This window comes from Streptomyces sp. NPDC051822, assembly GCF_044452745.1.
GTDB lineage: Bacteria > Actinomycetota > Actinomycetes > Streptomycetales > Streptomycetaceae > Streptomyces.
This window is the reverse complement of sequence record NZ_JBITBZ010000001.1, coordinates 779,362-802,240: the sequence shown is the minus strand read 5'-3', so window position 1 is coordinate 802,240 and position 22,879 is coordinate 779,362. Positions and strand designations below refer to the sequence as shown.

General features: G+C 72.0%; 22 protein-coding genes. 17 read left to right on the top strand and 5 right to left on the bottom strand.

The features are described 5' to 3' along the window. Positions 1 to 76 precede the first annotated feature (76 nt). From ACIA8N_RS03685 to ACIA8N_RS03675, 3 genes are read left to right on the top strand one after another with little or no spacing between them, the layout of a single operon-like run. Positions 77 to 436 (top strand): histidine triad nucleotide-binding protein, encoded by a 360-nt coding sequence (locus tag ACIA8N_RS03685; RefSeq protein WP_365785470.1) that lies wholly within the window; start codon positions 77 to 79, stop codon positions 434 to 436. Positions 437 to 439: 3 nt separating this feature from the next. Then, entirely contained in the window at positions 440 to 1,345 is a 906-nt protein-coding gene (locus ACIA8N_RS03680) for a ribonuclease Z (RefSeq protein WP_365785472.1), read from the top strand. 2 nt (positions 1,346 to 1,347) lie between these two features. Further along, a complete protein-coding gene (locus ACIA8N_RS03675; protein ID WP_365785529.1) occupies positions 1,348 to 2,343 on the top strand; it encodes an adenosine deaminase in 996 nt (331 codons plus the stop codon). Positions 2,344 to 2,388: 45 nt separating this feature from the next. On the opposite strand, the gene ACIA8N_RS03670 is transcribed toward ACIA8N_RS03675, so the two are convergent. Then, positions 2,389 to 3,720, bottom strand: coding sequence for an MFS transporter (locus tag ACIA8N_RS03670; protein WP_365785474.1), 1,332 nt, complete (start codon positions 3,718 to 3,720; stop codon positions 2,389 to 2,391). 271 nt (positions 3,721 to 3,991) lie between these two features. Between ACIA8N_RS03670 and ACIA8N_RS03665 the strand changes: the two genes are divergently transcribed. The 5 genes from ACIA8N_RS03665 to ACIA8N_RS03645 all read left to right on the top strand — a co-directional run bounded on the left by ACIA8N_RS03665 (position 3,992) and on the right by ACIA8N_RS03645 (position 8,410). Then, the gene (locus ACIA8N_RS03665) at positions 3,992 to 5,113 is read left to right on the top strand and encodes a PfkB family carbohydrate kinase (RefSeq protein ID WP_365785476.1); all 1,122 of its coding nucleotides are present in this window, start codon (positions 3,992 to 3,994) and stop codon (positions 5,111 to 5,113) included. Positions 5,114 to 5,218: 105 nt separating this feature from the next. Continuing rightward, positions 5,219 to 6,250, top strand: coding sequence for a PhoH family protein (locus ACIA8N_RS03660; RefSeq protein ID WP_365785478.1), 1,032 nt, complete (start codon positions 5,219 to 5,221; stop codon positions 6,248 to 6,250). A 12-nt stretch (positions 6,251 to 6,262) separates the two neighbouring features. After that, entirely contained in the window at positions 6,263 to 6,760 is a 498-nt protein-coding gene (gene ybeY, locus ACIA8N_RS03655; protein ID WP_030217410.1) for an rRNA maturation RNase YbeY, read from the top strand. Positions 6,761 to 6,770: 10 nt separating this feature from the next. Further along, complete coding sequence (locus tag ACIA8N_RS03650; RefSeq protein ID WP_399415757.1) at positions 6,771 to 8,060, top strand: hemolysin family protein; 1,290 nt, start codon at positions 6,771 to 6,773, stop codon at positions 8,058 to 8,060. Beyond that, on the top strand, positions 8,057 to 8,410 hold the full coding sequence (locus ACIA8N_RS03645) for an MmcQ/YjbR family DNA-binding protein (RefSeq protein WP_365785482.1): 354 nt from the start codon (positions 8,057 to 8,059) through the stop codon (positions 8,408 to 8,410). Before ACIA8N_RS03650 ends, ACIA8N_RS03645 begins: the two co-directional genes overlap by 4 nt. Here the strand turns inward: ACIA8N_RS03645 and ACIA8N_RS03640 are convergent, their stop codons facing one another. After that, positions 8,411 to 9,811, bottom strand: a complete 1,401-nt coding sequence (locus ACIA8N_RS03640) for an MFS transporter (RefSeq protein WP_365785484.1) — start codon at positions 9,809 to 9,811, stop codon at positions 8,411 to 8,413. 167 nt (positions 9,812 to 9,978) lie between these two features. Between ACIA8N_RS03640 and ACIA8N_RS03635 the strand changes: the two genes are divergently transcribed. From ACIA8N_RS03635 to era, 6 genes are all read left to right on the top strand, one after another. Beyond that, positions 9,979 to 10,800, top strand: a complete 822-nt coding sequence (locus ACIA8N_RS03635) for a helix-turn-helix transcriptional regulator (RefSeq protein ID WP_399415755.1) — start codon at positions 9,979 to 9,981, stop codon at positions 10,798 to 10,800. Between the two features lie 129 nt (positions 10,801 to 10,929). Beyond that, positions 10,930 to 11,292: a cytidine deaminase gene (locus ACIA8N_RS03630; RefSeq protein WP_365785488.1), complete on the top strand. Its 363-nt coding sequence runs from the start codon at positions 10,930 to 10,932 to the stop codon at positions 11,290 to 11,292. Positions 11,293 to 11,488: 196 nt separating this feature from the next. After that, positions 11,489 to 11,968 carry a hypothetical protein gene (locus ACIA8N_RS03625; protein WP_365785490.1) on the top strand — a complete coding sequence of 160 codons (480 nt, stop codon included), beginning with the start codon at positions 11,489 to 11,491 and terminating at the stop codon, positions 11,966 to 11,968. Between the two features lie 215 nt (positions 11,969 to 12,183). Then, entirely contained in the window at positions 12,184 to 13,518 is a 1,335-nt protein-coding gene (locus ACIA8N_RS03620) for a beta-xylosidase (RefSeq protein WP_365785492.1), read from the top strand. Between the two features lie 83 nt (positions 13,519 to 13,601). After that, the gene (locus ACIA8N_RS03615) at positions 13,602 to 14,570 is read left to right on the top strand and encodes a WxL protein peptidoglycan domain-containing protein (RefSeq protein WP_365785494.1); all 969 of its coding nucleotides are present in this window, start codon (positions 13,602 to 13,604) and stop codon (positions 14,568 to 14,570) included. 30 nt (positions 14,571 to 14,600) lie between these two features. Further along, entirely contained in the window at positions 14,601 to 15,551 is a 951-nt protein-coding gene (gene era / locus ACIA8N_RS03610) for a GTPase Era (RefSeq protein ID WP_399415580.1), read from the top strand. A 64-nt stretch (positions 15,552 to 15,615) separates the two neighbouring features. Here the strand turns inward: era and ACIA8N_RS03605 are convergent, their stop codons facing one another. Beyond that, complete coding sequence (locus ACIA8N_RS03605; protein WP_365785498.1) at positions 15,616 to 15,879, bottom strand: protealysin inhibitor emfourin; 264 nt, start codon at positions 15,877 to 15,879, stop codon at positions 15,616 to 15,618. Between the two features lie 32 nt (positions 15,880 to 15,911). After that, on the bottom strand, positions 15,912 to 16,964 hold the full coding sequence (locus tag ACIA8N_RS03600; RefSeq protein ID WP_365785500.1) for a M4 family metallopeptidase: 1,053 nt from the start codon (positions 16,962 to 16,964) through the stop codon (positions 15,912 to 15,914). Between the two features lie 298 nt (positions 16,965 to 17,262). On the opposite strand from ACIA8N_RS03600, the gene leuA reads away from it, so the two are divergent. The 3 genes from leuA (at position 17,263) to ACIA8N_RS03585 (ending at position 21,448) form a co-directional block, all read left to right on the top strand. Next, positions 17,263 to 19,026 carry a 2-isopropylmalate synthase gene (gene leuA / locus ACIA8N_RS03595; protein ID WP_365785502.1) on the top strand — a complete coding sequence of 588 codons (1,764 nt, stop codon included), beginning with the start codon at positions 17,263 to 17,265 and terminating at the stop codon, positions 19,024 to 19,026. A gap of 245 nt (positions 19,027 to 19,271) precedes the next feature. Next, positions 19,272 to 20,624, top strand: a complete 1,353-nt coding sequence (locus ACIA8N_RS03590; RefSeq protein ID WP_365785504.1) for a choice-of-anchor A family protein — start codon at positions 19,272 to 19,274, stop codon at positions 20,622 to 20,624. Between the two features lie 131 nt (positions 20,625 to 20,755). After that, complete coding sequence (locus ACIA8N_RS03585; RefSeq protein WP_365785506.1) at positions 20,756 to 21,448, top strand: TerB family tellurite resistance protein; 693 nt, start codon at positions 20,756 to 20,758, stop codon at positions 21,446 to 21,448. A 19-nt stretch (positions 21,449 to 21,467) separates the two neighbouring features. On the opposite strand, the gene ACIA8N_RS03580 is transcribed toward ACIA8N_RS03585, so the two are convergent. Next, the gene (locus tag ACIA8N_RS03580; RefSeq protein WP_365785508.1) at positions 21,468 to 22,838 is read right to left on the bottom strand and encodes an FAD-binding oxidoreductase; all 1,371 of its coding nucleotides are present in this window, start codon (positions 22,836 to 22,838) and stop codon (positions 21,468 to 21,470) included. Between the last annotated feature and the right edge of the window lie 41 nt (positions 22,839 to 22,879).

Here is a 22,879-nt window from a genome sequence, read left to right as displayed (position 1 = left end):
CGGGGACGCGTTCCCGTCGGTGACGGCGGATAGCATTCCCGTAGTACCCATCGACAGAGGCGAGGAGGCCCGGGCCATGGCCGGAGAGCCGCAGAGCGACTGCCTGTTCTGCAAGATCTCGGAAGGCGAGGTGCCGGCGACGATCGTTCGCGAGACGGAGACCACCGTCGCCTTCCGCGACATCAACCCGCAGGCACCCACCCACGTCCTCGTGATCCCGCGCCTCCACTACCCGGACGCCGCGTCCCTCGCCGCCGCCGCGCCGACCGTCGCCGCCGACGTGCTGCGCGAGGCCGGTGAGATCGCCGCCCAGGAGAAGATCGAGGGCAGCGGGTTCCGGATCATCTTCAACACCGGCGCCGGCGCCGGCCAGACCGTCTTCCACGCCCACGCGCACGTGCTGGGCGGCCGGGGCCTCAACTGGCCCCCCGGCTAAGCCGTGTCCGTACGCGAACTGGTCGTCCTCGGAACCGCCAGCCAGGTCCCGACCCGGCACCGCAACCACAACGGCTATCTGCTGCGCTGGGACGGGCAGGGCATCCTCTTCGATCCCGGCGAGGGCACCCAGCGGCAGATGCTGCGCGCCGGGGTCGCCGCGCACGACCTCGACCGGATCTGCGTGACGCACTTCCACGGCGACCACTCGCTCGGCCTGGCCGGGGTGATCCAGCGGATCAACCTCGACCAGGTCCCGCACCCGGTCACCGCGCACTACCCGGCGAGCGGGCAGCGCTTCTTCGAGCGCCTGCGGTACGCGACGGCCTACCGCGAGACGGTGAAGCTGACCGAGTCGCCGGTCGCCGCCGACGGGCCGGTCGCCGTCACCGGCACGTTCACCCTCGACGCGCACCGGCTCTCGCACCCCGTCGAGTCGTACGGCTACCGGCTCACCGAGCCCGACGGGCGCCGCATCCTGCCCGAGCGGCTCGCCGCGCACGGCATCAAGGGCCCCGACGTGGGCCGGATCCAGCGCGACGGCGTCCTGGACGGCGTCACCCTCGACGAGGTCAGCGAGATCCGGCGCGGGCAGCGCTTCGCCTTCGTCATGGACACCCGGCTCTGCGAGGGCGTGCACACCCTCGCCGAAGGCGCCGACATGCTCGTCATCGAGTCGACCTTCCTCGACGAGGACGTCCGCCTCGCCACCGACCACGGCCATCTGACGGCCGGCCAGGCCGCCGCCGTCGCCCGCGACGCGGGGGTGCGGCACCTCGTCCTCACCCACTTCTCGCAGCGCTACTCCGACCCGGCCGCGTTCGAGCGCCAGGCGCGGGCGGCCGGATTCGACGGCGAACTGAGCATCGCCCAGGACCTCATGAGGGTCCCCGTACCGAAACGAACGTGAACATGCCCGTACCCAAGGCCGAACTGCACCTCCACATCGAAGGCACCCTCGAACCCGAGCTGGCCTTCGCGCTCGCCGCGCGCAACGGCGTCACCCTGCCGTACGCGGACACCGACGAGCTGCGCGGGGCGTACCGGTTCAGCGACCTGCAGTCCTTCCTCGACCTGTACTACGGCCTGATGGCCGTCCTGCGCACCGCCGAGGACTTCACCGAACTCGCCGACGCCTATCTGGAGCGGGCCGCCGCACAGGGCGTCCGGCACGCCGAGATCTTCTTCGACCCGCAGGCGCACACCGCCCGCGGTGTCCCGATCGGCGCCGTGATCGAGGGCCTGGGCGCCTCCCTCGAACGCTCCGAGGAGCGGTACGGGATCTCCACCCGGCTCATCATGTGCTTCCTGCGCGACGAGTCCGCGGAATCGGCGCTCGCCACCCTGGACGCCGCCCAGCCCTACCTGGACCGGATCACCGGAGTCGGCCTCGACTCGGCGGAGGTCGGCCACCCGCCGGCCAAGTTCCGCGAGGTGTACGAGGCCGCCGGGGCGCTCGGTCTGCGCAAGGTCGCCCACGCGGGCGAGGAGGGTCCCGCCGCGTACATCCGCGAGGCCCTCGACGTCCTCGGCGTGGAGCGCGTCGACCACGGCCTGCGCTGCATGGAGGACGCGGACCTGGTCGACCGTCTCGTCCGCGAGCGGGTGCCGCTCACCCTCTGCCCGCTGTCGAACGTACGGCTCCGCACGATCGACACGCTCGCCGACCACCCGCTGCGGGCGATGATGACGGCGGGCCTCCTCGTCACCGTGAACTCGGACGACCCGGCGTACTTCGGCGGGTATGTGGGCGACAACTTCGACGCGGTGCGCGAGACGCTCGGCCTTGAGCCGGAGCACCTCCGTGAGCTGGCCCGCAACTCCTTCCTCGCGTCGTTCCTGGAGGACGACGAGGAGCGCAGGGCGCGGTACCTCGCGGAGGTGGAGGCCTACGCGTTCGAGGCGTAGGCCCCGGTACGGCACGGGCCGCGGAGCCGGCCCGTGCGGCGGGCGCTATCCCCGGTCCGAGGGGCGGGCGAGCCGGTACGCCGCCTTCGTGAGGCGACGGCGGCCCGCGGGGACGGCGATGGCCGCCACCTCCTGCTCGGGGGCGCCCATCTGGGGGACCAGGGCGGGGGTCGCCGAGGCGTTCCCCGCCAGGACCGCCGCCGGCGCGCCGCCCCTGCGCCGCACCGAGCCGGGGACCAGCGGGCGGCCGGACACGTGGCGGGCCACCGCCGTCATCGGGAGCGCGACCAGGATCAGCAGGGCGCACAGGACCAGGCCCATGCCCGGGTAGCCGGCGCTCTCCGACAGCAGGCTCCCGGTCACCGGGCCGCAGGCCACGCCCAGGGAGGACGCCGAGCCGACGAGGACGGCCCAGCGGCCGCGCGGGTCGAGCGAGGCGGCGAGGCCGAGCAGGTACGACAGGACCACCGGGTAGACGGCGTTCCACAGGATCTCGCCGGTCGCGAACGGGACCAGGCCTTCGGCGGCCGAGCTGAGCAGCACGCAGCCCGCGATGAGGACGGTGCCCGCGCCGATGGGCACGGCCCGGCCCAGGCGGGAGCCGAGCACCCCCGCCGCCGTGACGCCGAGGAGCCCCGCGCCGAGGGCGGCGGCGAAGACCGCGCCGACGGTCACCTCGGAGAGCCCCGCCTGGGTGAGTCCGATGCGGCCGCTCACGCCCCACAGCGCGTTCTGCGCGAGGGACCAGCACAGGATGCCCGCCGCGAGCACCACCCCCGCCCGCCGGTGGGGGAGCGGGCCGGAGACCGTCGGGGCCTCCCTTACCGCGCGCGTGCGCCCCGGCAGCCGGCCGGTCAGCGGCCACACCAGGGCCGCCGCGCAGGCGATGGCGAGGAGCGCGGGCGCGTGGCCGCCGGCCAGGTGCGGGAGGGTGAGGTAGAGGGCGCCCGCCGTCGCCGAGACGGACAGCAGGCCGAGCGTCGCGGCCCGGTGCGGGTCCCGCTGCCCGGCGATCCCGGCGGCGGCCACCGCCGTCGCCGTACCCGAGCCGAGGCCGCCGAGGACGGCGCCCGCCACCACCAGCGGCACGAGGCCGGTCGCGGCGGCGGAGCCGTATCCGACGGCCATCGCGAGCAGGCCCGCCCGGGCCGCCGTGCGGGGGCAGAGCCGCTCCCCGTGCGCGGCGAGGACGAAGCCCGCGCACGAGGAGCCGAGCAGGAGCACGGAGCCGACCAGGCCCGCCTGCGCCGGGGTCAGACCGAGACCGGCGGAGAGCCGGCCGACGACGGTCGGCAGCAGGTACGGGGCCAGGTAACCGGCGGTGAAGAGGGCGACGAGGGCGGCGAGAGCCCCCGGGACGCGCGGGCGCGACGACATGGGCGTTCCAGGAACTGAACAGGGAAATGAGACGGCGCCCGGAGATCCGCGGGGTCGCGGCACCATGTGTATCAAGCATCCGAGTGAGCGGAGAAGGCGGTATCCCCCGATTCGGCCTGTGATACGGGTCACCATCGGTTTGGGGGCGGAACGGCGGGGGAACGCGTGGCGGGCCGTGTTGCGTAACCCCCGTCTCTCCGCCCCCATCGGGCACACTGTCCAGATCGGCATCAAGGTGCCGATCCGCCGCACCACGACCGGGGAGTCCGCCGTGACCACAGCAAGGGGAGACCAGCCGCAACCCGACGCCGAGGTCGACCCGTTGGTGTGTCTGCGCGAGCCGACCGACCCCGCCTGTGACGTCTTCCTGACCGGCACGGTCTTCCTCGACATCATCTTCACCGGCCTCGACAGCGCCCCCGTCCGCGGCACCGAGTCCTGGGCCCGCGGCATGGGATCGAGCCCCGGCGGCGTCGCCAACATGGCCACCGCCCTCGCCCGCCTCGGCCTGCGCACCTCCCTCGCCGCGGCCTTCGGCGACGACCACTACGGCGAGTACTGCTGGGACGCCCTGGAGCAGGGCGAGGGGATCGACCTGTCGCTCTCGCGCACCGTCCCCGGCTGGCACTCGCCCGTCACCGTCTCCATGGCCTACGAGGGCGAGCGGACCATGGTGTCCCACGGCCACGAGGCGCCGCCCGATGCCGCCGCCGCCCTGCCCGCCTACCCGCCCCACGCGCGCGCGGCCGTCGCCTCCCTCGCCCCCGGCCGCAGCGAGGAATGGGTCGCCCGCGCCGCCCGCGGCGGCGCCAAGGTCTTCGCCGACGTCGGCTGGGACGACACCGGCCGCTGGGACCTGGCGGGACTCGCCGACCTGGCGCACTGCGAGGCCTTCCTTCCGAACGCCGCCGAGGCCATGCGCTACACCCGCACCGACTGCCCCCGGGCCGCCGCCCGCGCCCTCGCCGACAAGGTCCGCTACGCCGTCGTCACCCTCGGTGCCGAAGGCGCCTACGCCGTCGACGGCGCCACCGGCGAGACCGCCGAGGTGCCCGCCATCCAGGTCTCCGCCCTCGACCCGACCGGCGCGGGGGACGTCTTCGTCGCCGGATTCGTCACCGGCACCCTCGCCGACTGGCCGCTCGCCGACCGGCTCGCCTTCGCCGGGCTCACCGCCGCCCTCTCCGTCCAGGAGTTCGGCGGCTCCCTGTCCGCCCCCACCTGGGGCGAGATCGCAGCCTGGTGGCAGCACGTCCAGGGCCACGCCATGCAGGACCCCGAGACCCTGCGCGACCGCTACGCCTTCCTCGAACGGCTCCTGCCGGCCCCGGACCGGCCCTGGCCGCTGCGCAGGGCGGTGCCCACGATCGGGTTCCGTGCGGCCGCTTCGTAAATCCCTTCGGGCTGTCGGTACCAAGTCGTAGGCTGGGAGCCCAGAGGTTGTCGAGCAGCGAGAACCCCTGCAACGGGAGGTATGCGCAGGCCTCAGTGCCGGCCCATGACTCAGACACCCACAGCCCACGACGACGCGCCCGGACAGGCCCGCGCCCATTTCGTCGTCCCCGCCAAGCACCCGATGGTCACCCTGCTCGGCTCCGGTGACGCGCTGCTCCGTGTGATCGAGCGCTCGTTCCCGCGCGCCGACATCCACGTCCGGGGCAACCAGGTCAGCGCGGTCGGAGACGCGGCGGAAGTCGCTCTCATCCAGCGCCTGTTCGACGAGATGATGCTGGTGCTCCGCACCGGTCAGCCGATGACGGAGGACGCAGTGGAACGCTCGATCGCCATGCTCAGGGCGAGCGAGAACGGTTCGGCGGAGGGCGGGGACGAGACCCCCGCAGAGGTCCTCACGCAGAACATCCTGTCCAGCCGGGGCCGCACGATCCGCCCCAAGACGCTCAACCAGAAGCGGTACGTCGACGCGATCGACAAGCACACCATCGTCTTCGGCATCGGCCCCGCGGGCACCGGCAAGACCTATCTCGCCATGGCCAAGGCGGTCCAGGCCCTGCAGTCCAAGCAGGTCACCCGGATCATCCTGACCCGTCCGGCCGTCGAGGCCGGCGAGCGCCTCGGCTTCCTGCCGGGCACGCTCTACGAGAAGATCGACCCGTACCTGCGCCCGCTGTACGACGCCCTGCACGACATGCTCGACCCCGACTCGATCCCCAAGCTCATGGCCGCGGGCACGATCGAGGTCGCGCCGCTGGCGTACATGCGCGGCCGCACCCTGAACGACGCCTTCATCATCCTCGACGAGGCGCAGAACACGAACCCCGAGCAGATGAAGATGTTCCTCACCCGCCTCGGCTTCGACTCGAAGATCGTCGTCACCGGTGACGTCACCCAGGTCGACCTGCCGAACGGGACGAAGAGCGGTCTGCGGCAGGTCCGCGACATCCTGGACGGGGTCCAGGACGTCCACTTCTCGACGCTCACGTCGCAGGATGTCGTCCGGCACAAGCTCGTCGGCCGTATCGTCGACGCGTACGAGCAGTACGACAGCCGTAACGGCCGCAACGGGAAGTAGCAGAAACCGCACATGTCGATCGACGTCAACAACGAGTCCGGTACCGAGGTCGACGAGCAGGCGATCCTCGACATCGCCCGCTACGCGCTCGCGCGCATGCGTATCCACCCGCTCTCCGAGCTCTCGGTGATCGTCGTGGACACGGAGGCGATGGAGCAGCTCCACATCCAGTGGATGGACCTGCCGGGGCCGACGGACGTCATGTCCTTCCCGATGGACGAGCTGCGTCCGCCGGCGAAGGACGACGAGGAGCCCCCGCAGGGGCTCCTCGGCGACATCGTGCTCTGCCCCGAGGTCGCCACCCAGCAGGGCAAGGACGCGCCGACGGAGCACTCCATGGACGAGGAGCTCCAGCTGCTCACCGTCCACGGCGTGCTGCACCTCCTCGGGTACGACCACGAGGAGCCCGACGAGAAGGCCGAGATGTTCGGCCTCCAGGCGGCGATCGTCGACGGCTGGCGCGCGGAGAAGGGCCTGACCGGCCCGTCCCCGGCGCCGACCGTCTCCTGACCCCGTGGACATGTCGCTGGTCCTCGGCGCGGTCGCCCTGGTCGTAGTGGCCTGGCTCGCGGCCTGCGCCGAGGCCGGTCTCGCCCGTGTCTCCAGCTTCCGCGCCGCCGAGGCCGTACGGTCCGGGCGGCGCGGCGGGGAGAAGCTGGCCCAGGTCGCCTCCGACCCGACCCGCTATCTCAACGTGGCCCTGCTCGTGCGGGTCGCCTGCGAGATGGCGGCCGGCGTCCTCGTCACGTACGCCTGCCTGGAGGCCTTCCCGGAGACCTGGGAGGCCCTGCTCGTCGCCATCGCCGTCATGGTCCTCGTCTCGTACGTGGCCGTCGGCGTCTCGCCGCGCACGATCGGCCGCCAGCACCCGATGAACACGGCGACGGCCGCCGCGTACGTGCTGCTGCCGCTGGCCCGGATCATGGGCCCGATCCCGCAGCTGCTCATCCTCATCGGCAACGCGCTGACCCCGGGCAAGGGCTTCCGGAAGGGCCCGTTCGCCTCCGAGGCGGAGCTGCGGGCCATGGTGGACCTCGCCGAGCAGGAGTCGCTGATCGAGGACGACGAGCGCCGGATGGTGCACTCCGTCTTCGAGCTGGGCGACACGCTCGTACGGGAGGTCATGGTGCCCCGCACCGACCTGGTCTCCATCGAGCGGTACAAGACGATCCGCCAGGCCCTCACCCTCGCGCTGCGCTCCGGTTTCTCCCGGATCCCGGTCACCGGGGAGAACGAGGACGACATCGTCGGCATCGTGTACCTGAAGGACCTGGTCCGCAAGACGCACATCAACCGGGACTCCGAGGCCGACCTGGTGTCGACCGCGATGCGGGCCGCCGCCTTCGTGCCCGACACGAAGAACGCGGGCGACCTGCTGCGCGAGATGCAGCAGGAGCGCAACCACGTCGCCGTCGTCATCGACGAGTACGGCGGCACGGCCGGGATCGTCACCATCGAGGACATCCTGGAGGAGATCGTCGGCGAGATCACCGACGAGTACGACCGCGAGCTGCCGCCGGTCCAGGACCTCGGCGAGGACCGCCACCGGGTCACCGCCCGGCTCGACATCGGAGACCTCGGCGAGCTGTACGGCCTGGGCCCCGACGAATACGACGACGAGGACGTGGAGACCGTCGGCGGGCTGCTCGCGAAGGCGCTCGGCAGGGTCCCGATCGCGGGGGCGAAGGCGGTGGTGGAGCTGCCGGACGGGCGCTCGCTGCGGCTGACGGCCGAGTCCCCGGCCGGCCGGCGGAACAAGATCGTCACCGTGCTCGTGGAACCGCTGGAACCGGAGGAGAAGCCGGAATGACCCCTGAGCGGCTGCGAGCCCTCTGCCTGGAGTTCAACGACGCGTCGGAGGAGTTCCCCTTCGGCCCCGACGTCTCCGTCTTCAAGGTCGCCGGGAAGCTGTTCGCGCTGTCGTGGCTCGACTCCGAGCCGCTGCGGGTCAACCTCAAGTGCGATCCGGACGAGGCGGTACGGCTCCGCGAGGAGCACCCGGCGATCGCCCCCGGCTATCACATGAACAAGCGGCACTGGAACACGGTGACCGTCGGAGAGCTCCCGGACCGGATGGTCCGGGAGCTCGTCGAGGACTCGTACGACCTGGTGGTCGCGGGTCTGCCGAAGGCCGTACGGCTCCGCCTCGATCGCCCCTGATCACCTGCGCCGCAGGCCCAGGGCGACGAGCGCCGCCGCGCCCAGCACGATCGCCGCGTCCAGGACGAGGACCGTGCGGACACCCCCGTACAGGTCCCCGCCGGTGGTGGCGAGCACACCGAGCAATGGGATGCCAACGGTGAGGCCGACCTGCTGGGTCGTGGTCACCAGACCCGTCGCGAGCCCCTGCTCCTCGTCCGGGACGCCGGAGGTGACGGTCAGGCCGTACGAGATGATCGCGCCGAGATGGCACATGGAGGCCAGCGAGACCGCGACGGTCGCCAGGACCACGCCCGACTCCTCGCCCAGACCGATCAGCGCCGCCGTGAGCAGGCCCTGCCCGACGAGCGAGCCGACGAGGGTGCGGCGGGCGCCGATCCGGCCGATCACCTTCGACGCGAACAGTCCGGCCACGACCGACGCCACGCCCTGCACGCCGAAGACAAGACCGGTCGCGAAGGCCGACAGGCCCAGGGTCTCCTGCAGGTACAGCGTCAGGACGAAGACGACCGCCGACATCATCGAGAAGGTCACGAGACCGCCCAGGTTGCCGAAGGCGACCGTGCCGCGCCGCAGCATCGGCAGCGACACCAGCGGGGCCGAGTGCCGGGACTCGACCCGTACGAACACGGCGAGCAGCACGATGCCCGCCACAAGCGTGACAAGCACGTCCGTGCCGCCGAAGCCGCGCTCGGCCGCCGTCGACAGGGCGTAGATCAGGGCGAGCAGACCGCCCGTGACGGTGACCGCGCCGGGCACGTCGAGTCGCGGTCGCTCGGAGGTGCGGGACTCGGGGAGCAGGCCAGGGGCCAGGGGCAGCACGACCACGCTGAAGAGGGCGAGCAGGCCCATGGTGGAGCGCCAGCCGAGGGTGTCGGTCATGACGCCGCCGAGGATCATGCCGACGGTGAAGCCGAGCGAGAGCAGCGTGCCGGAGATGCCGAGCGCCCGGTCGCGCAGCGGCCCCTCGGGGAACGTGGTGGTCAGCAGGGACATGCCGGTCGGCACGATCGCGGCGGCGCCGATGCCCTGGAGGGCGCGTGCGGTGAGGAACGCGGCCGGGTTCCAGGCGAAGGTGGCGAGCAGCGAGGCCGCGCCGAAGAGGGCGAGTCCGGCGAGGAACAGCTTCTTGCGTCCGTAGAGGTCGCCGACGCGCCCGAAGAGGAGCAGGAAGCCGCCGGAGGGAAGCGCGAAGGCGGTGACGGCCCACTGGAGGGCGGACTGGTCGAGGCCGAGGTCGGCGCCGAGGACGGGCAGCGCCACGTTCAGTACGGAGAAGTCGAGCGACACCATGAACTGGGCGGCGCACAGCACGAAGAGGATGAGCCGGGTGCGGCCGGTGATGGCCGGGGGAGCGGTCTTGTCGGTGGGGGTGGTCGGGGCGGAGGTCGTCGTTGCCATGGCCCCACCCTCGGCGTCCGGGAACAAGGCTGGGGAGCGGGAACTTATCCTGTTGGTCGCACCACCAGGCACCACCAGGCGTCCAGGGGGAGGAAGCACACGTGGCCACCGCTCTCGAGAGCACCAGCGCGAAGCAGCACCGACTCGGCGAACTGCGCGAGTTCCTGATGAGCCGTCGGGCCCGGATCAGCCCGGCCGAGGCGGGACTGCCCGACGGCGGCGCGCGGCGCCGCACGCCGGGCCTTCGCCGGGAGGAGGTCGCGGTCCTCGCCGGTGTCGGGGTCTCCTGGTACCAGTGGCTGGAGCAGGGCCGGGACATCACGGTCTCGCCGCAGGTCCTCGACTCGGTGGCGCGGGTGCTGCGGCTGAGCCCGGCGGAGCGGCGCCATCTGTACGTCCTGGCGGCGCTGAACCCGCCGGCCCTGGAGGCGGCTCCGGAGGACCGGGACATGTGCGAGGGGCTGCGGCGCCTCATCGACGCGTGGATGCCGTTCCCGGCGCACATCATGGACGTCTACTGGAACACGGTCCTGTACAACGACGCGGCGGCGATCGTGCTCGGGATGCGGCCGGAGATCTCGCAGAACTGCCTGGTGAACTTCTTCACCGACCCGCTGTACCGCTCGCGGGTGGGGCACTGGGAGGAACTGGCGCCGAAGGTCGTCGCGCAGTTCCGTTCGGCCTGCTCGGAATGCCCGGACGACGAGGGGTTCCGCGCGGTGGTCGAGGAGGCCAGGGAACTGAGCCCGGAGTTCGCGGAGCTGTGGGAGCGGCGGGACATCCTGCCGGGCGGCCAGAACCGCAAGGAGATGGAGCATCCGCTGGTCGGCACGCTGGTCGTCGAGGCGACACAGCTGCGGGTCCCGGCCAGGCCGGACCTGGTGATCGTGATGCACACGCCGCTGCCGGAGGCGGACACGGCGGAGAAGCTGGAGTGGCTGGTGTCTCCCGCGGGGCGCCGCGGGGCGATGTACCCGGTCGCGGGCTGAGACGGGCGGCTCGCGGGCCGGGACGGGCCGGGGCGCGCGGCGAGCCGGCCCGGTCGCGGGCTGAGACCGGCCGGGCCGTGGGATGAGACGGGATCCGGGTGCGCCCGGCCCGCGACCTATGCTCGGGCCATGACACTCAGCAGCGAGCACGGCGACCTCGGCGCCGAGGACCTCAAGATCATCACTCTGGCGCGGAGCGCCCGCGCCCGCAACGGCGTACCCGAGGGGGCGGCGGTGCGGGACGAGACCGGCCGTACGTACGTGGCGGGGACCGTGGAGCTGGAGTCGCTCAAGCTGAGCGCGCTGCGGACCGCGGTCGCGATGGCGGTGGCCAGCGGCGCCCAGTCCCTGGAGGCGGCGGCCGTCGTGTCGAGCGCCGAGGCCGCCACGGACGAGGACCGCGCGGCGGTACGGGACCTCGGCGGCCCGGAGACCCCGGTGCTGCTCGCGGGTCCGGACGGGCAGCTGCGCACGGCGGTCACCGCGGGCTGACCCCCGAACGGCAAGAGGGTCCGGCGTCTCGACGCCGGGCCCTTGCGCGTTTGTGAAGGATCACCGCAACTTCTCTTGCCTTCCCCGGCGGGCTGCGTATCAATGGCAGCGACCGGTCCGACGGACCGTCAGATCCACGTCCTCCACGCAGAGTCCGCACCCCTGCGTTCGTCATCGGAAGGGGTACGAACCCGCCATGAGAAGCAGAAGCACCTTAGGGACCGTCGCGGTCCTCACCGGAGGCCTCGCCGCCGCCGCGCTCGCCTTCGCGCCGACGGCCGCGGCCGTCTCGCCGGGGTCGGCCACGGCGACCTACGACTGCGGCAGCTGGGGCGGCGGCACCGCCACCCTCGCCGCGACCCAGAGCGGCACGGCCGCGACCATCACCGTCACCTCGGCCGTCACGACGCCGATCGCGGTCGGCGTCGACCAGATCAACGCCACGCTGACGATGGCCAAGGCCGGTGGCGGCACCCGGGTCTTCACCGGCAAGAAGAACCCGGCGCTCGGTGCCGGGCAGTCCGTCGTCATCGGCCCGCTGAGCGGGACCGTGGCCTCGGGTGACAGCCTCAACTCGTACTTCGCGGGCGTCGCCCTCAAGATGGTGATCTTCGGGATCACGGTGAACTGCGACGCGGTGACCTCGCAGTCGCCGGGTCCGTTCGTCTTCAGCTGATCCCCGTGCAACCCGGACCGGTGTCGCCGTCGGCGGCACCGGTCTCCGTCGTGTCCGGGAGGCGAAACCGGCCCTGTGACCTGGGGAAACGCCGACCCTCCGGGGATCTTGCCATTATCTGATGGGTCATCAGTCGATGGCTTTCGCTTGCATTGACTTCTCTCGGCCCGCAGCCGTCAATGGCGCCCACTCATCCCTCAGGAGGGGGCACATCCATGGCACTCACCCGATCCAGGGCGGCGGCCCGAAGACGGCGCTGGACCGCCGTCCTCGGCGCCACCGCCCTCGCGGTCACCGCGGGCGGCGCACTCGCCGCCCCGGCCGGCGCGACCAGCACGTCCGTGGAGGTCCAGTTCCCCACGCGCTGCGTCCCGCCGCCGATCGCCGGCATCCCGGCCATCGAAGGCACCACCACCGCCGCGATCACGGTCGACAAGAGCAGCCCCAAGGTCGGCGACACCGTGACCGTCACCTACACGATCACCAAGCCCGCCGCGTCCAACCCGGTCGACCTCGCGCTCCCGGCCGACATCATGACGCCCAGCGGCAAGGTCGTCGTCGGCGGCGCCCAGACCGGCGCGGTCAACGTCACCGGACCCAAGAAGAACCCGCCGGTCCCCGGCAAGGGCTCCTTCCCCGCCTTCTCCATGACCGGCACCTTCACGGTCACGCAGGCCGGATCGATCACTCTCTCGCCCGGCGACTACAACATCCACACCAGCTACCTCATGGAGCTGGACACCCCCTGCACGGTGCTCAGCCCGCCCGCCCCGGTCTCCGAGACGGTCGTCGCGAGCCCCGTCACCAGCCCCAACGCCCGCACGCTCCAGCTCGACAGCGCCTCGGGGGACGCCGGTGTCCGGGTCACCGTCAATGGCGCCAAGTTCACCCCGCTCACCGAGGTCACCGTCGCCGGCCGCGCCGGAGCGGCGGAGACCGCCGACCGGATGACCGTCACCACCGACAGCGAGGGCGGGTTCGCCGCGCGCCTGAAGGTCAACGACGTGGCGACGACTGGGATCGTGGCGTACGAGGGCGCGGCCTGGGACCCCGAGAAGGGCGCGGGACCCGCCGCGTACAAGGTCGTCGTCCCGGCCCCGCCGAACAGCCAGACGATCACCGCGGCCGTCACGGCGGGCGAACTGTCCATGACCCAGGCCGGGGACGCCGTCCAGCTGTCCTCCGTCGACTTCGGTCAGGGCGGCGCCGCCACCGGCGACCTCAACACGGTGACGGTCAAGGACTTCCGCGGCGGCCCCGCGGGCTGGTCCCTCACCGGCAAGGTCACCGACTTCACCGGCCCCGGCGGCTCCATCGGCGCCGGGAACCTCAGCTGGACCCCGGCCTGCACCGCCAAGGCCGGCAGCCCCAGCACCTGCGCGGCCGGCTCGTCAGGACCGGTCGGCAGCGGCGGCGCGACCCTCGCCTCCACCCCGAACGGCACCCTCACGGGCGGCGAGTTCACCGTCGGCGCCGGGCTCTCCCTGGACGTCCCGGCGTTCACCGCGCCCGGCGCGTACGCGGGCGTGCTCACCCTGACCCTGTCCTGACCGTCCGGCGGGCCGGGCGCGCACCCGCCCTGCCCGCACCTGCCCTGCCCGCTCCCATCCGCACCCCCGGGGGGTCCGCACCCGTGCGCACCAAGCCGTACGTCCTCCTCCTGAGCGCCCTTCTCGCGGGCCTGTGCCTGGGCCCCGCGCCGAGCGCGGGGGCCGCCGAGAACGGCGAGTGGGCCGTCTACCCGGCCGCCGCCCGGCTCGGCAGCCGCCCCTACTTCTTCCTCACCGCCGACCCCGGCTCCACCCTCACCGACCGGGTCACCGTGGCCAACAAGACGGCCGCCCCGCTGACCTTCCGGCTCTACGGCGCCGACGCCTACAACACCGACCGCGACGGCGGCTTCGCCGTCCGCACCCAGCGCGAGAAGCAGACCGGCGCCGGGGCCTGGATCAAGCCCGCTCAGAGCCGGATCACCGTCCCGCCGGGCAAGGCCGTCACCGTCCCGTACACCCTGACCGTCCCCGCCGACGCCGACCCCGGCGACCACCCCGGGGCCCTCGTCGCCCTCGACGAGCGGATCAGCCCCGGCGGGAAGGGCTCCGTCGCCGTCGGCGTGCGGCGCGCGGTCGCCGCCCGGCTCTACCTGCGGGTCAGCGGCCCCACCGTCCCCGCCCTCGCCGTCGAGGACGTCACCCTCGACCAGGACCGGCCACTGGTCCCCGGCACCCGGGCCGGCAGCGCCGTCGTCTCGTACACCCTGCACAACCGGGGCAACGTCACCCTCGACCCCGAGGTCGTGCTCCGCGCCGAAGGCCTCTTCGGCCGCACCCTCCTCGAACGCGACCTCACGAAGGTGCCGTCCGAGCTGCTGCCCCGGCAGAAGATCCGGCTCACCGAGCGCTGGACCGGCTCCCCGCACCTCGACTGGGGCGACGTCACCCTCACCGCCACCGCGAAGAACGTGCGGGAGACCGGCACGGTGTCCTTCCTCGCCGTGCCCTGGGCCGCCGCCACGACCCTGCTCGCGGGGGCCGCCGCCGGCCTCTTCGGACTGCGGATCCGACGGCGCCGGGCGGCCCGTACGGCCCCGGATCCGCACTGAGGTACGTGAGGCGGGCGTCCATCGGGGACAATGGCCCCCATGAGCGCTCGCAACCAAGAAACCGAAGCCGTCCACCGGGCCGGCTTCGCCTGCTTCGTAGGCCGCCCCAACGCGGGCAAGTCCACTCTCACGAACGCTCTGGTCGGCCAGAAGGTGGCCATCACCTCGAACCGGCCGCAGACCACCCGGCACACCGTCCGGGGCATCGTGCACCGCCCCGAGGCGCAGCTGATCCTGGTGGACACCCCCGGCCTCCACAAGCCGCGCACCCTCCTCGGCGAGCGGCTCAACGACGTCGTGCGCACCACCTGGGCCGAGGTCGACGTGATCGGCTTCTGCCTGCCCGCCGACCAGAAGCTCGGCCCCGGTGACAAGTTCATCGTCAAGGAGCTCGCCGCGATCAAGAAGACCCCCAAGGTCGCGATCATCACCAAGACCGACCTGGTCGACTCCAAGACGCTCGCCGAGCAGCTCATCGCCGTCGACCAGCTCGGCAAGGAGCTGGGCTTCGAGTGGGCGCAGATCGTCCCGGTCTCGGCCGTCGGCGACAAGCAGGTCCAGCTCGTCGCCGACCTGCTGATCCCGCTGCTCCCCGAGTCCCCGCCGCTCTACCCGGAGGGCGACCTCACGGACGAGCCGGAGCAGGTCATGGTCGCGGAGCTGATCCGCGAGGCCGCGCTCGAAGGCGTACGGGACGAGCTGCCGCACTCGATCGCGGTGGTCGTGGAGGAGATGATCCCCCGCGAGAACCGCCCCGCGGACCGGCCGCTGCTCGACATCCACGCCAACGTGTACATCGAGCGCCCCAGTCAGAAGGGGATCATCATCGGCCCCAAGGGCAGCCGTCTGAAGGAGGTCGGCATGAAGTCCCGCAAGCACATCGAGGCGCTTCTCGGCACGCCGGTCTTCCTCGACCTGCACGTGAAGGTCGCGAAGGACTGGCAGCGGGATCCCAAGCAGCTGCGCAAGCTGGGCTTCTAGAGCGGGAGCCCGGGCCCGTATCCGCGCCGGACAGGCCACGGGGCCCGGATCCGCCGGACGGGGCCTACGCGCCTTCCTTGAGGACCCTCGCGATGAGGGTCCTCTGCGCGTCCGAGAGGCGGGGGTCGCAGCAGCGGATCGTACGGTCGTCGATCGTGATCTCGTACGCGAAGCCGTCCGGTACGCCCCGGCTCTCGTCGCTGCCCCCGTCGAGGACCTGCCCGGCGAGGGCCTGCCAGTCGCCGGCATCGGGCAGGCCCGAGGTGTCCACCTCCGCCGACCGCTCGATGCCCGCGAAACCGCCCGTGCGCCGCACTCGAATCCGCATGGGACCTGTCTACCAGGGTCCGGCGCGCCGGGTCAGTCGGTCGGTACGCCGACCGCCGCCCAGCCCTTCAGGACGGCCTGGATCTCCTCCCCGTCGCCGTACCGGGCCCGCGCCGCCGCCACCGTGGCCGCCGCGAACTCGGAGAAACGGGCCTCGGGGGTCAGCGTCCCGCCGGTCATCACGTCGTACCAGATCTGCCCGGCCCGCTCCCAGGCGTTGCCGCCGAGCTCGGTCGCGGCCAGGTAGAAGGCGTGGTTGGGGATGCCGGAGTTGATGTGCACCCCGCCGTTGTCACGGCCGGTGCGGACGTAGTCGTCCATGTGGGCGGGCTGCGGGTCCTTGCCGAGGACGTCGTCGTCGTACGCGGTGCCGGGGGCCTTCATGGAGCGCAGCGCCGTGCCCTGCACGTTCGGGTGGAAGAGGCCCTCACCGATGAGCCAGTCGGCCTGCTCGGCGCTCTGGCCGCGGGCGTACTGCTTGACCAGCGAGCCGAAGACGTCGGAGACGGACTCGTTGAGGGCGCCGGACTGGCTGAAGTACTCCAGGTTCGCCGAGTACTGGGTGAAGCCGTGGGCCAGCTCGTGGCCGATGACGTCCACGGGGAGGGTGAAGTCGAGGAAGATCTCGTCGTCGCCGTCGCCGAACACCATCTGCTCGCCGTTCCAGAAGGCGTTGCCGTAGTTCTCGTCGTAGTGGACGGAGGCGTGCAGCGGCAGCCCCGCGCCGTCGATCGAGTCGTGCCCGAAGACGTTCATGAAGAGGTCGAAGGTGGCGCCGAGGCCCGCGTACGCCCGGTTGACGGTGGCGTCCCCGGTCGCCTCCTCGCCCTCGGCGCGGACCCGCTCGCCCGGCAGGTCGGTGCCCTGCAGGCAGTCGTAGACGGTGCGGTGCGGCCGGCCGGCCTCGCCGGGGGCGAGCGTGGGCGCCGTGCCGGGCAGCGGCAGCACCCGGAAGGTACGGGCGGAGGCGTCGGCGATCAGGGTGCGTCGGGCGGCGGCGGCGACGGCCGGGTTCGAGGAGTGCGCCAGGTGCTCCAGGAGGTGCGGGGGGACGATCGAGCAGAAGGCATGCGTGTGGGGAGTCATCTCCGCAATGTGGCACTGCGTGAGGTCACTGTCACGAGATGCGACGAGGATTGGCGAAATGGAGTGATCCGTCACTGATCAGGCTTGACGCGCGAGCCGTCCCGCATACTGGAACGGAACGTCGGTCTCCGACGTCCCTGAGCTAGGCTGCGGCACATCATGCGTTTCGGGCTGCTTCTCCTTAGCTGCCGCGGCGAGGGCCTGTAGTCGTAGGCCGACCCCCTCCCCGCGGGACCTGGTGTTGCGTTCGACAGTCGGCCGTCCCTCCCTCTCGCAGGATTTCGAGGAGCCCAACGCAATGAGCCAGTCGCCCTTCATCGAGCGCCCCACGCCCGTCACCAACGCCACGCAGCTGCAGAAGCCGTCCGGGATGCCGATCCACAAGTACGGCCGCTACGAGGCCGTGGTCATCCCCGACCGCACCTGGCCCGAGCAACGCATCACCAAGGCCCCCCGCTGGCTGTCCACCGACCTGCGTGACGGCAACCAGGCCCTGATCGACCCGATGAGCCCCGCCCGCAAGCGCGAGATGTTCGACCTGCTGGTGCGCATGGGCTACAAGGAGATCGAGGTCGGCTTCCCGTCCTCCGGCGAGACCGACTTCGCGTTCGTGCGCTCCATCATCGAAGAGGGCGCGATCCCGGACGACGTCACCATCTCCGTACTGACCCAGGCCCGCGAGGACCTGATCGAGCGGACCGTGGAGTCCCTGGTCGGCGCGAAGCGCGCCACCGTCCACCTGTACAACGCCACCGCGCCCACCTTCCGCCGGGTCGTCTTCCGCGGCTCGAAGGAGCAGATCAAGCAGATCGCCGTGGACGGCACCCGCCTGGTCATGGAGTACGCGGAGAAGCTGCTCGACGAGCGCACGGTCTTCGGCTACCAGTACAGCCCCGAGATCTTCACCGACACCGAGCTGGACTTCGCCCTGGAGGTCTGCGAGGCGGTCTGTGACGTCTGGCAGCCGGGTCCCGGCCGCGAGATCATCCTCAACCTGCCCGCCACCGTGGAGCGCTCGACGCCGTCCACGCACGCGGACCGGTTCGAGTGGATGTCCCGGAACCTGACCCGCCGCGAGCACGTCTGCCTGTCGGTCCACCCGCACAACGACCGCGGTACGGCCGTGGCCGCCGCCGAGCTGGCCATCATGGCCGGCGCCGACCGCATCGAGGGCTGCCTGTTCGGGCAGGGCGAGCGCACCGGCAACGTCGACCTGGTGACCCTGGGCATGAACCTGTTCTCGCAGGGCGTGGACCCGCAGATCGACTTCTCCCAGATCGACGAGATCCGCCGCACGAGCGAGTACTGCAACCAGATGGAGGTCCACCCGCGCCACCCCTACGCGGGCGACCTGGTCTACACCGCCTTCTCCGGCTCCCACCAGGACGCCATCAAGAAGGGCTTCGACGCGATGGAGGCCGACGCGGCCGCCAAGGGCGTCACCGTCGACGACATCGAGTGGGCCGTGCCGTACCTGCCGATCGACCCGAAGGACGTCGGCCGCTCCTACGAGGCCGTCATCCGGGTCAACTCGCAGTCCGGCAAGGGCGGCATCGCGTACGTCCTGAAGAACGACCACAAGCTGGACCTGCCGCGCCGGATGCAGATCGAGTTCTCGAAGATCATCCAGCAGAAGACCGACACCGAGGGCGGCGAGGTCACCCCGGCCGCGATCTGGTCCGTCTTCCAGGACGAGTACCTGCCCAACCCGGACAACGCCTGGGGACGCATCCAGCTGCGCTCCGGCCAGACCACCTCCGACACGGACGGCACGGACACGCTGACCGTCGAGGCGGTCGTCGACGGTGTCGAGACCGTCCTGACCGGCTCCGGCAACGGCCCGATCTCCGCCTTCTTCGCCGCCCTGCAGGCGATCGGCGTGGACGCCCGACTGCTGGACTACCAGGAGCACACGATGAGCGAGGGCGCCTCCGCGCAGGCCGCCTCGTACATCGAGTGCGCCATCGACGGCCAGGTCCTGTGGGGCATCGGCATCGACGCCAACACGACCCGCGCCTCCCTGAAGGCGGTCATCTCGGCGGTCAACCGCTCCGCCCGCTGACGCACTGATCCGCTGACCCGTTCGGCAGCCGCTGCCCCGTACCTCTCCGTGAGGTGCGGGGCAGTCGCATGTGTGAGCTGCCTCACGGTTTCAGGTTCACTTAAGGAAGATGATCCCGCCATGCCGGAATCGGCGTCATATGAGGTGAGTTGACGGTACATCGGGGAATGGCGGAAGGTCGGCCCGTCCCCTTCGGACACACCCCCCACGCGCCCCCTTCGCACCTCCCTGACCTGGAGTTCCGCATGCGTACGACCGCTGCCGTGGCCACTGTTCTCGCGGTGACCGGCGCCGCCCTCGCCTGGGCCCCCGCCGCTTCCGCCGCCGGATCCGCGACCACCACGGAGTGCGTGACGCAGCCGCTCGGCACCGCCGGCCGCTACGCCGAGTTCGTCGAGAAGGACTCCACCCGCCACTCGGACTCCGAGGGCGCGGTCGCCGTCGGCGGCGACGCCGCCTTCGGCGACCCGAAGCAGCGCTCCGGCTTCTCCATCGGCCACAAGCTCACCGGTGCCGACCTCGCGAAGCTGCCCGGCGGCCACAGCCTCGTCGTCGGCGGCACGCTGTACGCGAACCAGGTCGTCCTGGACCACGGCACCGGCGTCGCGGGCAAGGTCGTCGACCGTTCCACCCCGGGCCAGGGCTTCGGCGTCGACGGCGGCAAGGTCACCGAGGGCGCCTCCCCGGTCGACTTCGCGAAGGAGTTCGCGAAGCTGCGGGCGCTGTCGGCCGGCTGGGCGGGCGTCGAGCCCACCGGCGAGGTGGCCGCCTCCGGCGACGGCCTCTTCCTGACCGGCACGGACGAGAAGCTCAACGTCTTCGCCGTGAACGCCTCCGACCTGGAGAAGGCGGGCGCCGTCTCGGTCAAGGTGCCGGCCGGTTCCTCGACCCTGGTGAACGTGCTCGGCGCTACGTACGACATGCAGGCCGAGCCCACCTACGGCGTGTGGCTCTGGGACGAGCAGGCCGGCGCCTTCGTCCAGGACGACTACGCCTCCGGCAGCGCCGCCTTCAAGCAGGTCCGCTCCCGGCTCCTCTGGAACTTCCCGCAGGCCGAGACGGTGAAGAAGAACTACTCGTCCTGGCCCGGCACGATCCTCGCGCCGAACGCCGCCGTCTCCATGGGCGGTACGGGCTACGGCCCCGGCCACGTCAACGGCTCCGTCATCGCCGAGTCGCTCGACACGGTCCCCGGCGCCGAGACCCACCAGATGAACTTCGCCGGCTGCCTCCCGGAGGAGACGAGCCCCGGCCCGGTCGTCACCCCGGAGGCCCCGAAGCCGACGGAGACCCCCGTCCCCACCCCCTCGGCGACCCCCGGCGAGGGCGGCTCCACGCCGACGGCCACGCCGACCGGTACGCCGACGTCGCCGCAGGAGTCCGCGTCGCCGTCCGCCCCGGGCACGCCCACCGCCCCGGGAGAGGCCACCACCGTCCCCGCCGCGACGCCGACCGCGGCCCCGTCCGCCACCCCGGAGGGTGATCTCGCGACGACCGGTTCGGCCATCGGTCCCGGTGTGATCGGCGCCGCCGTGGCGGCCGTCCTCGTCGGCGGAGGCTTCCTGGCCTTCGCAAAGCGCCGTCGCCGCGCTTCCTGAGGACCGCCCGGCGATGGCATGTCTCGGCCAACTCCCCACCGAAGTCGTGACGAGGTGCTGACGCCACATCAAGGATGTGGCTAACATCACGCCAACGCCGGCAGTGCAGCCGGGCCGTTGAGGAGGTGCGTATGCCGTCTGCCCGGAATTCACGTGGTGCGAAGGTGGGCGTCTGCGGAATCCGTACCTCCTGGAACACCGTGGGAGACGGCGAGTTCTTCTGCGAGGAGTGCGGGGGCGACCGCAACTACCGGCGGCGCACCGGCCGCCGCAGGTTCGCCGTCCTGGGCGTCCCGGTCCTGCCCCGCGGCTGTACGGGCCCCGTCGTCGAGTGCGCGGCCTGTCACACGCACTTCGGTACGGAGGTCCTCGACCGCCCCACGACCAGCCGTTTCTCGGCGATGCTGCGGGACGCCGTGCACACTGTCGCCCTGGCCGTGCTCGCGGCCGGCGGCACCGACTCGCGCGCGGTCCTCGACCGGGCCGTACGGGCGGTCAGGTCCGCCGGCTTCGCCGAGTGCACGGCCGTCCAGCTCGTCGACCTCGTCGAGGCCCTGGAGGCCGACACCGGGCGCTTCATGCCCGAGGTGAACCCCGAGGGGGCGCTCCTCGCGATCGAGCTGCACGAGGCCCTGGAGCCGCTCACCCCGCACCTGGCGCCCGCCGGGCGGGAGTCGATCCTGCTCCAGGCCGCCCGGATCGCCCTCGCCGACGGGACCTACAGCCCGGCCGAGCAGGAGGTCCTCGGCACGGTCGGGAACGCGCTCGCGCTCGCTCCCGACGACACCATCCGGCTGCTCGCCTCGGCGAGGACCGTGCCGTAGACGGGACTCCTCGGTACTCCTAAGGAACGATGTTCTGGTTGAGCCGGAACACGTTCCCGGGGTCGTACCGGCGCTTCACGCTCCGCAGCCGGTCGAAGTTCTGCCGGTAGTTGACCCGCACCCGGTCCTGGTCGTCGGTGTCCATGAAGTTCACGTACCCGCCCTCCTGGGTGTGCGGGCGCAGGGCCCTGTCGTAGTCCCGGGTCCAGGCGATGTTCCGCTCCGTGTCCGCCGCGTCGGTCCAGGTGCCGCCGAAGGAGTGCGAGAAGAAGGCGTCCCGGTAGGCGAACGCGGTGTCCTCCGCGCCGACCCGGTGGCAGGCCCCGTCGATCGGGAAGATCGCCGTGTCCGACTCCAGGGACGGCATGGTCGCGCCGTACTCCATGTGGGCCGCGATGGCCCCGTCCGACATCTCGCGGCTGAAGTTGCCCTTCCAGTAGTGGAGGAGCCCTGGCGGCAGCTGCTCGTCGAAGAGGGTGTTGACGACCGGGTACGGCATGCGCTCCATGAAGCGGCCGATCACCGGGCCGAGACCGTCCAGGCGGGCCAGGACCTTGTCGTCCTCCGACACAGGTCCGCTGTGGCAGGTGAAGGCGGCGCAGATCGGGCGGCCGTGCCAGCGCTCGGGCAGGAACGGCTCCTCGGGGCCGAGCGCCAGGACCATGATCACGTTCAGCTCCTCGGGGGAGTCCGCGATCAGCTCCGCCCACGCGCGGACCACGTCCCCGTCGAGCGGGTAGCAGGTCAGGCCGCCGAAGACGTCCGCGACCGGGTGCAACCGGTACGCGAGCGAGGTGGCGACGCCGAAGTTGCCGCCGCCGCCCCGCAGCGCCCAGAACAGGTCCGGGTGCCGCTCGGCGTCACAGGAGACGAGGGTGCCCTCGGCGGTCACCACGTCGGCCGCGATCAGGTTGTCGCAGCTCAGGCCGCAGCGGCGGGCCAGGTGGCCCATGCCGCCGCCGAGCGTCAGACCGCCGACGCCGGTCGTGGAGATCACCCCGCCGGTGGTGGCGAGGCCGAAGGCGTGGGTGGCGTGGTCGAAGTCGCCCCAGGTGGCGCCGCCCTCCGCCCGCGCGGTACGGGCCTCCGGGTCGACCCGGACGCCCCGCATCCGGGACAGGTCGACGACGAGCCCGTCGTCCACGGTGCCGAACCCGGCCACCGAGTGGGAGCCGCCGCGCACGGCGAGCGGCAGGCCGTGCTCCTGGGCGTACAGCACCGCCGCGATCACGTCGGCGGTGTCCACGGCGTGGACGACGACGGCGGGGCGACGGTCGTGCAGGGCGTTGTAGACCCGGCGGGACACGTCGTACGACGGGTCGCCACGGGTCACGACGGTGCCGCGCACGGCACCGCGAAGCGTGTCCAGGGGATCGGTGATGGTGGTCATGTCTCCGGTCTATCCGCCGGGCCCGGCGACCGCATCGCCCG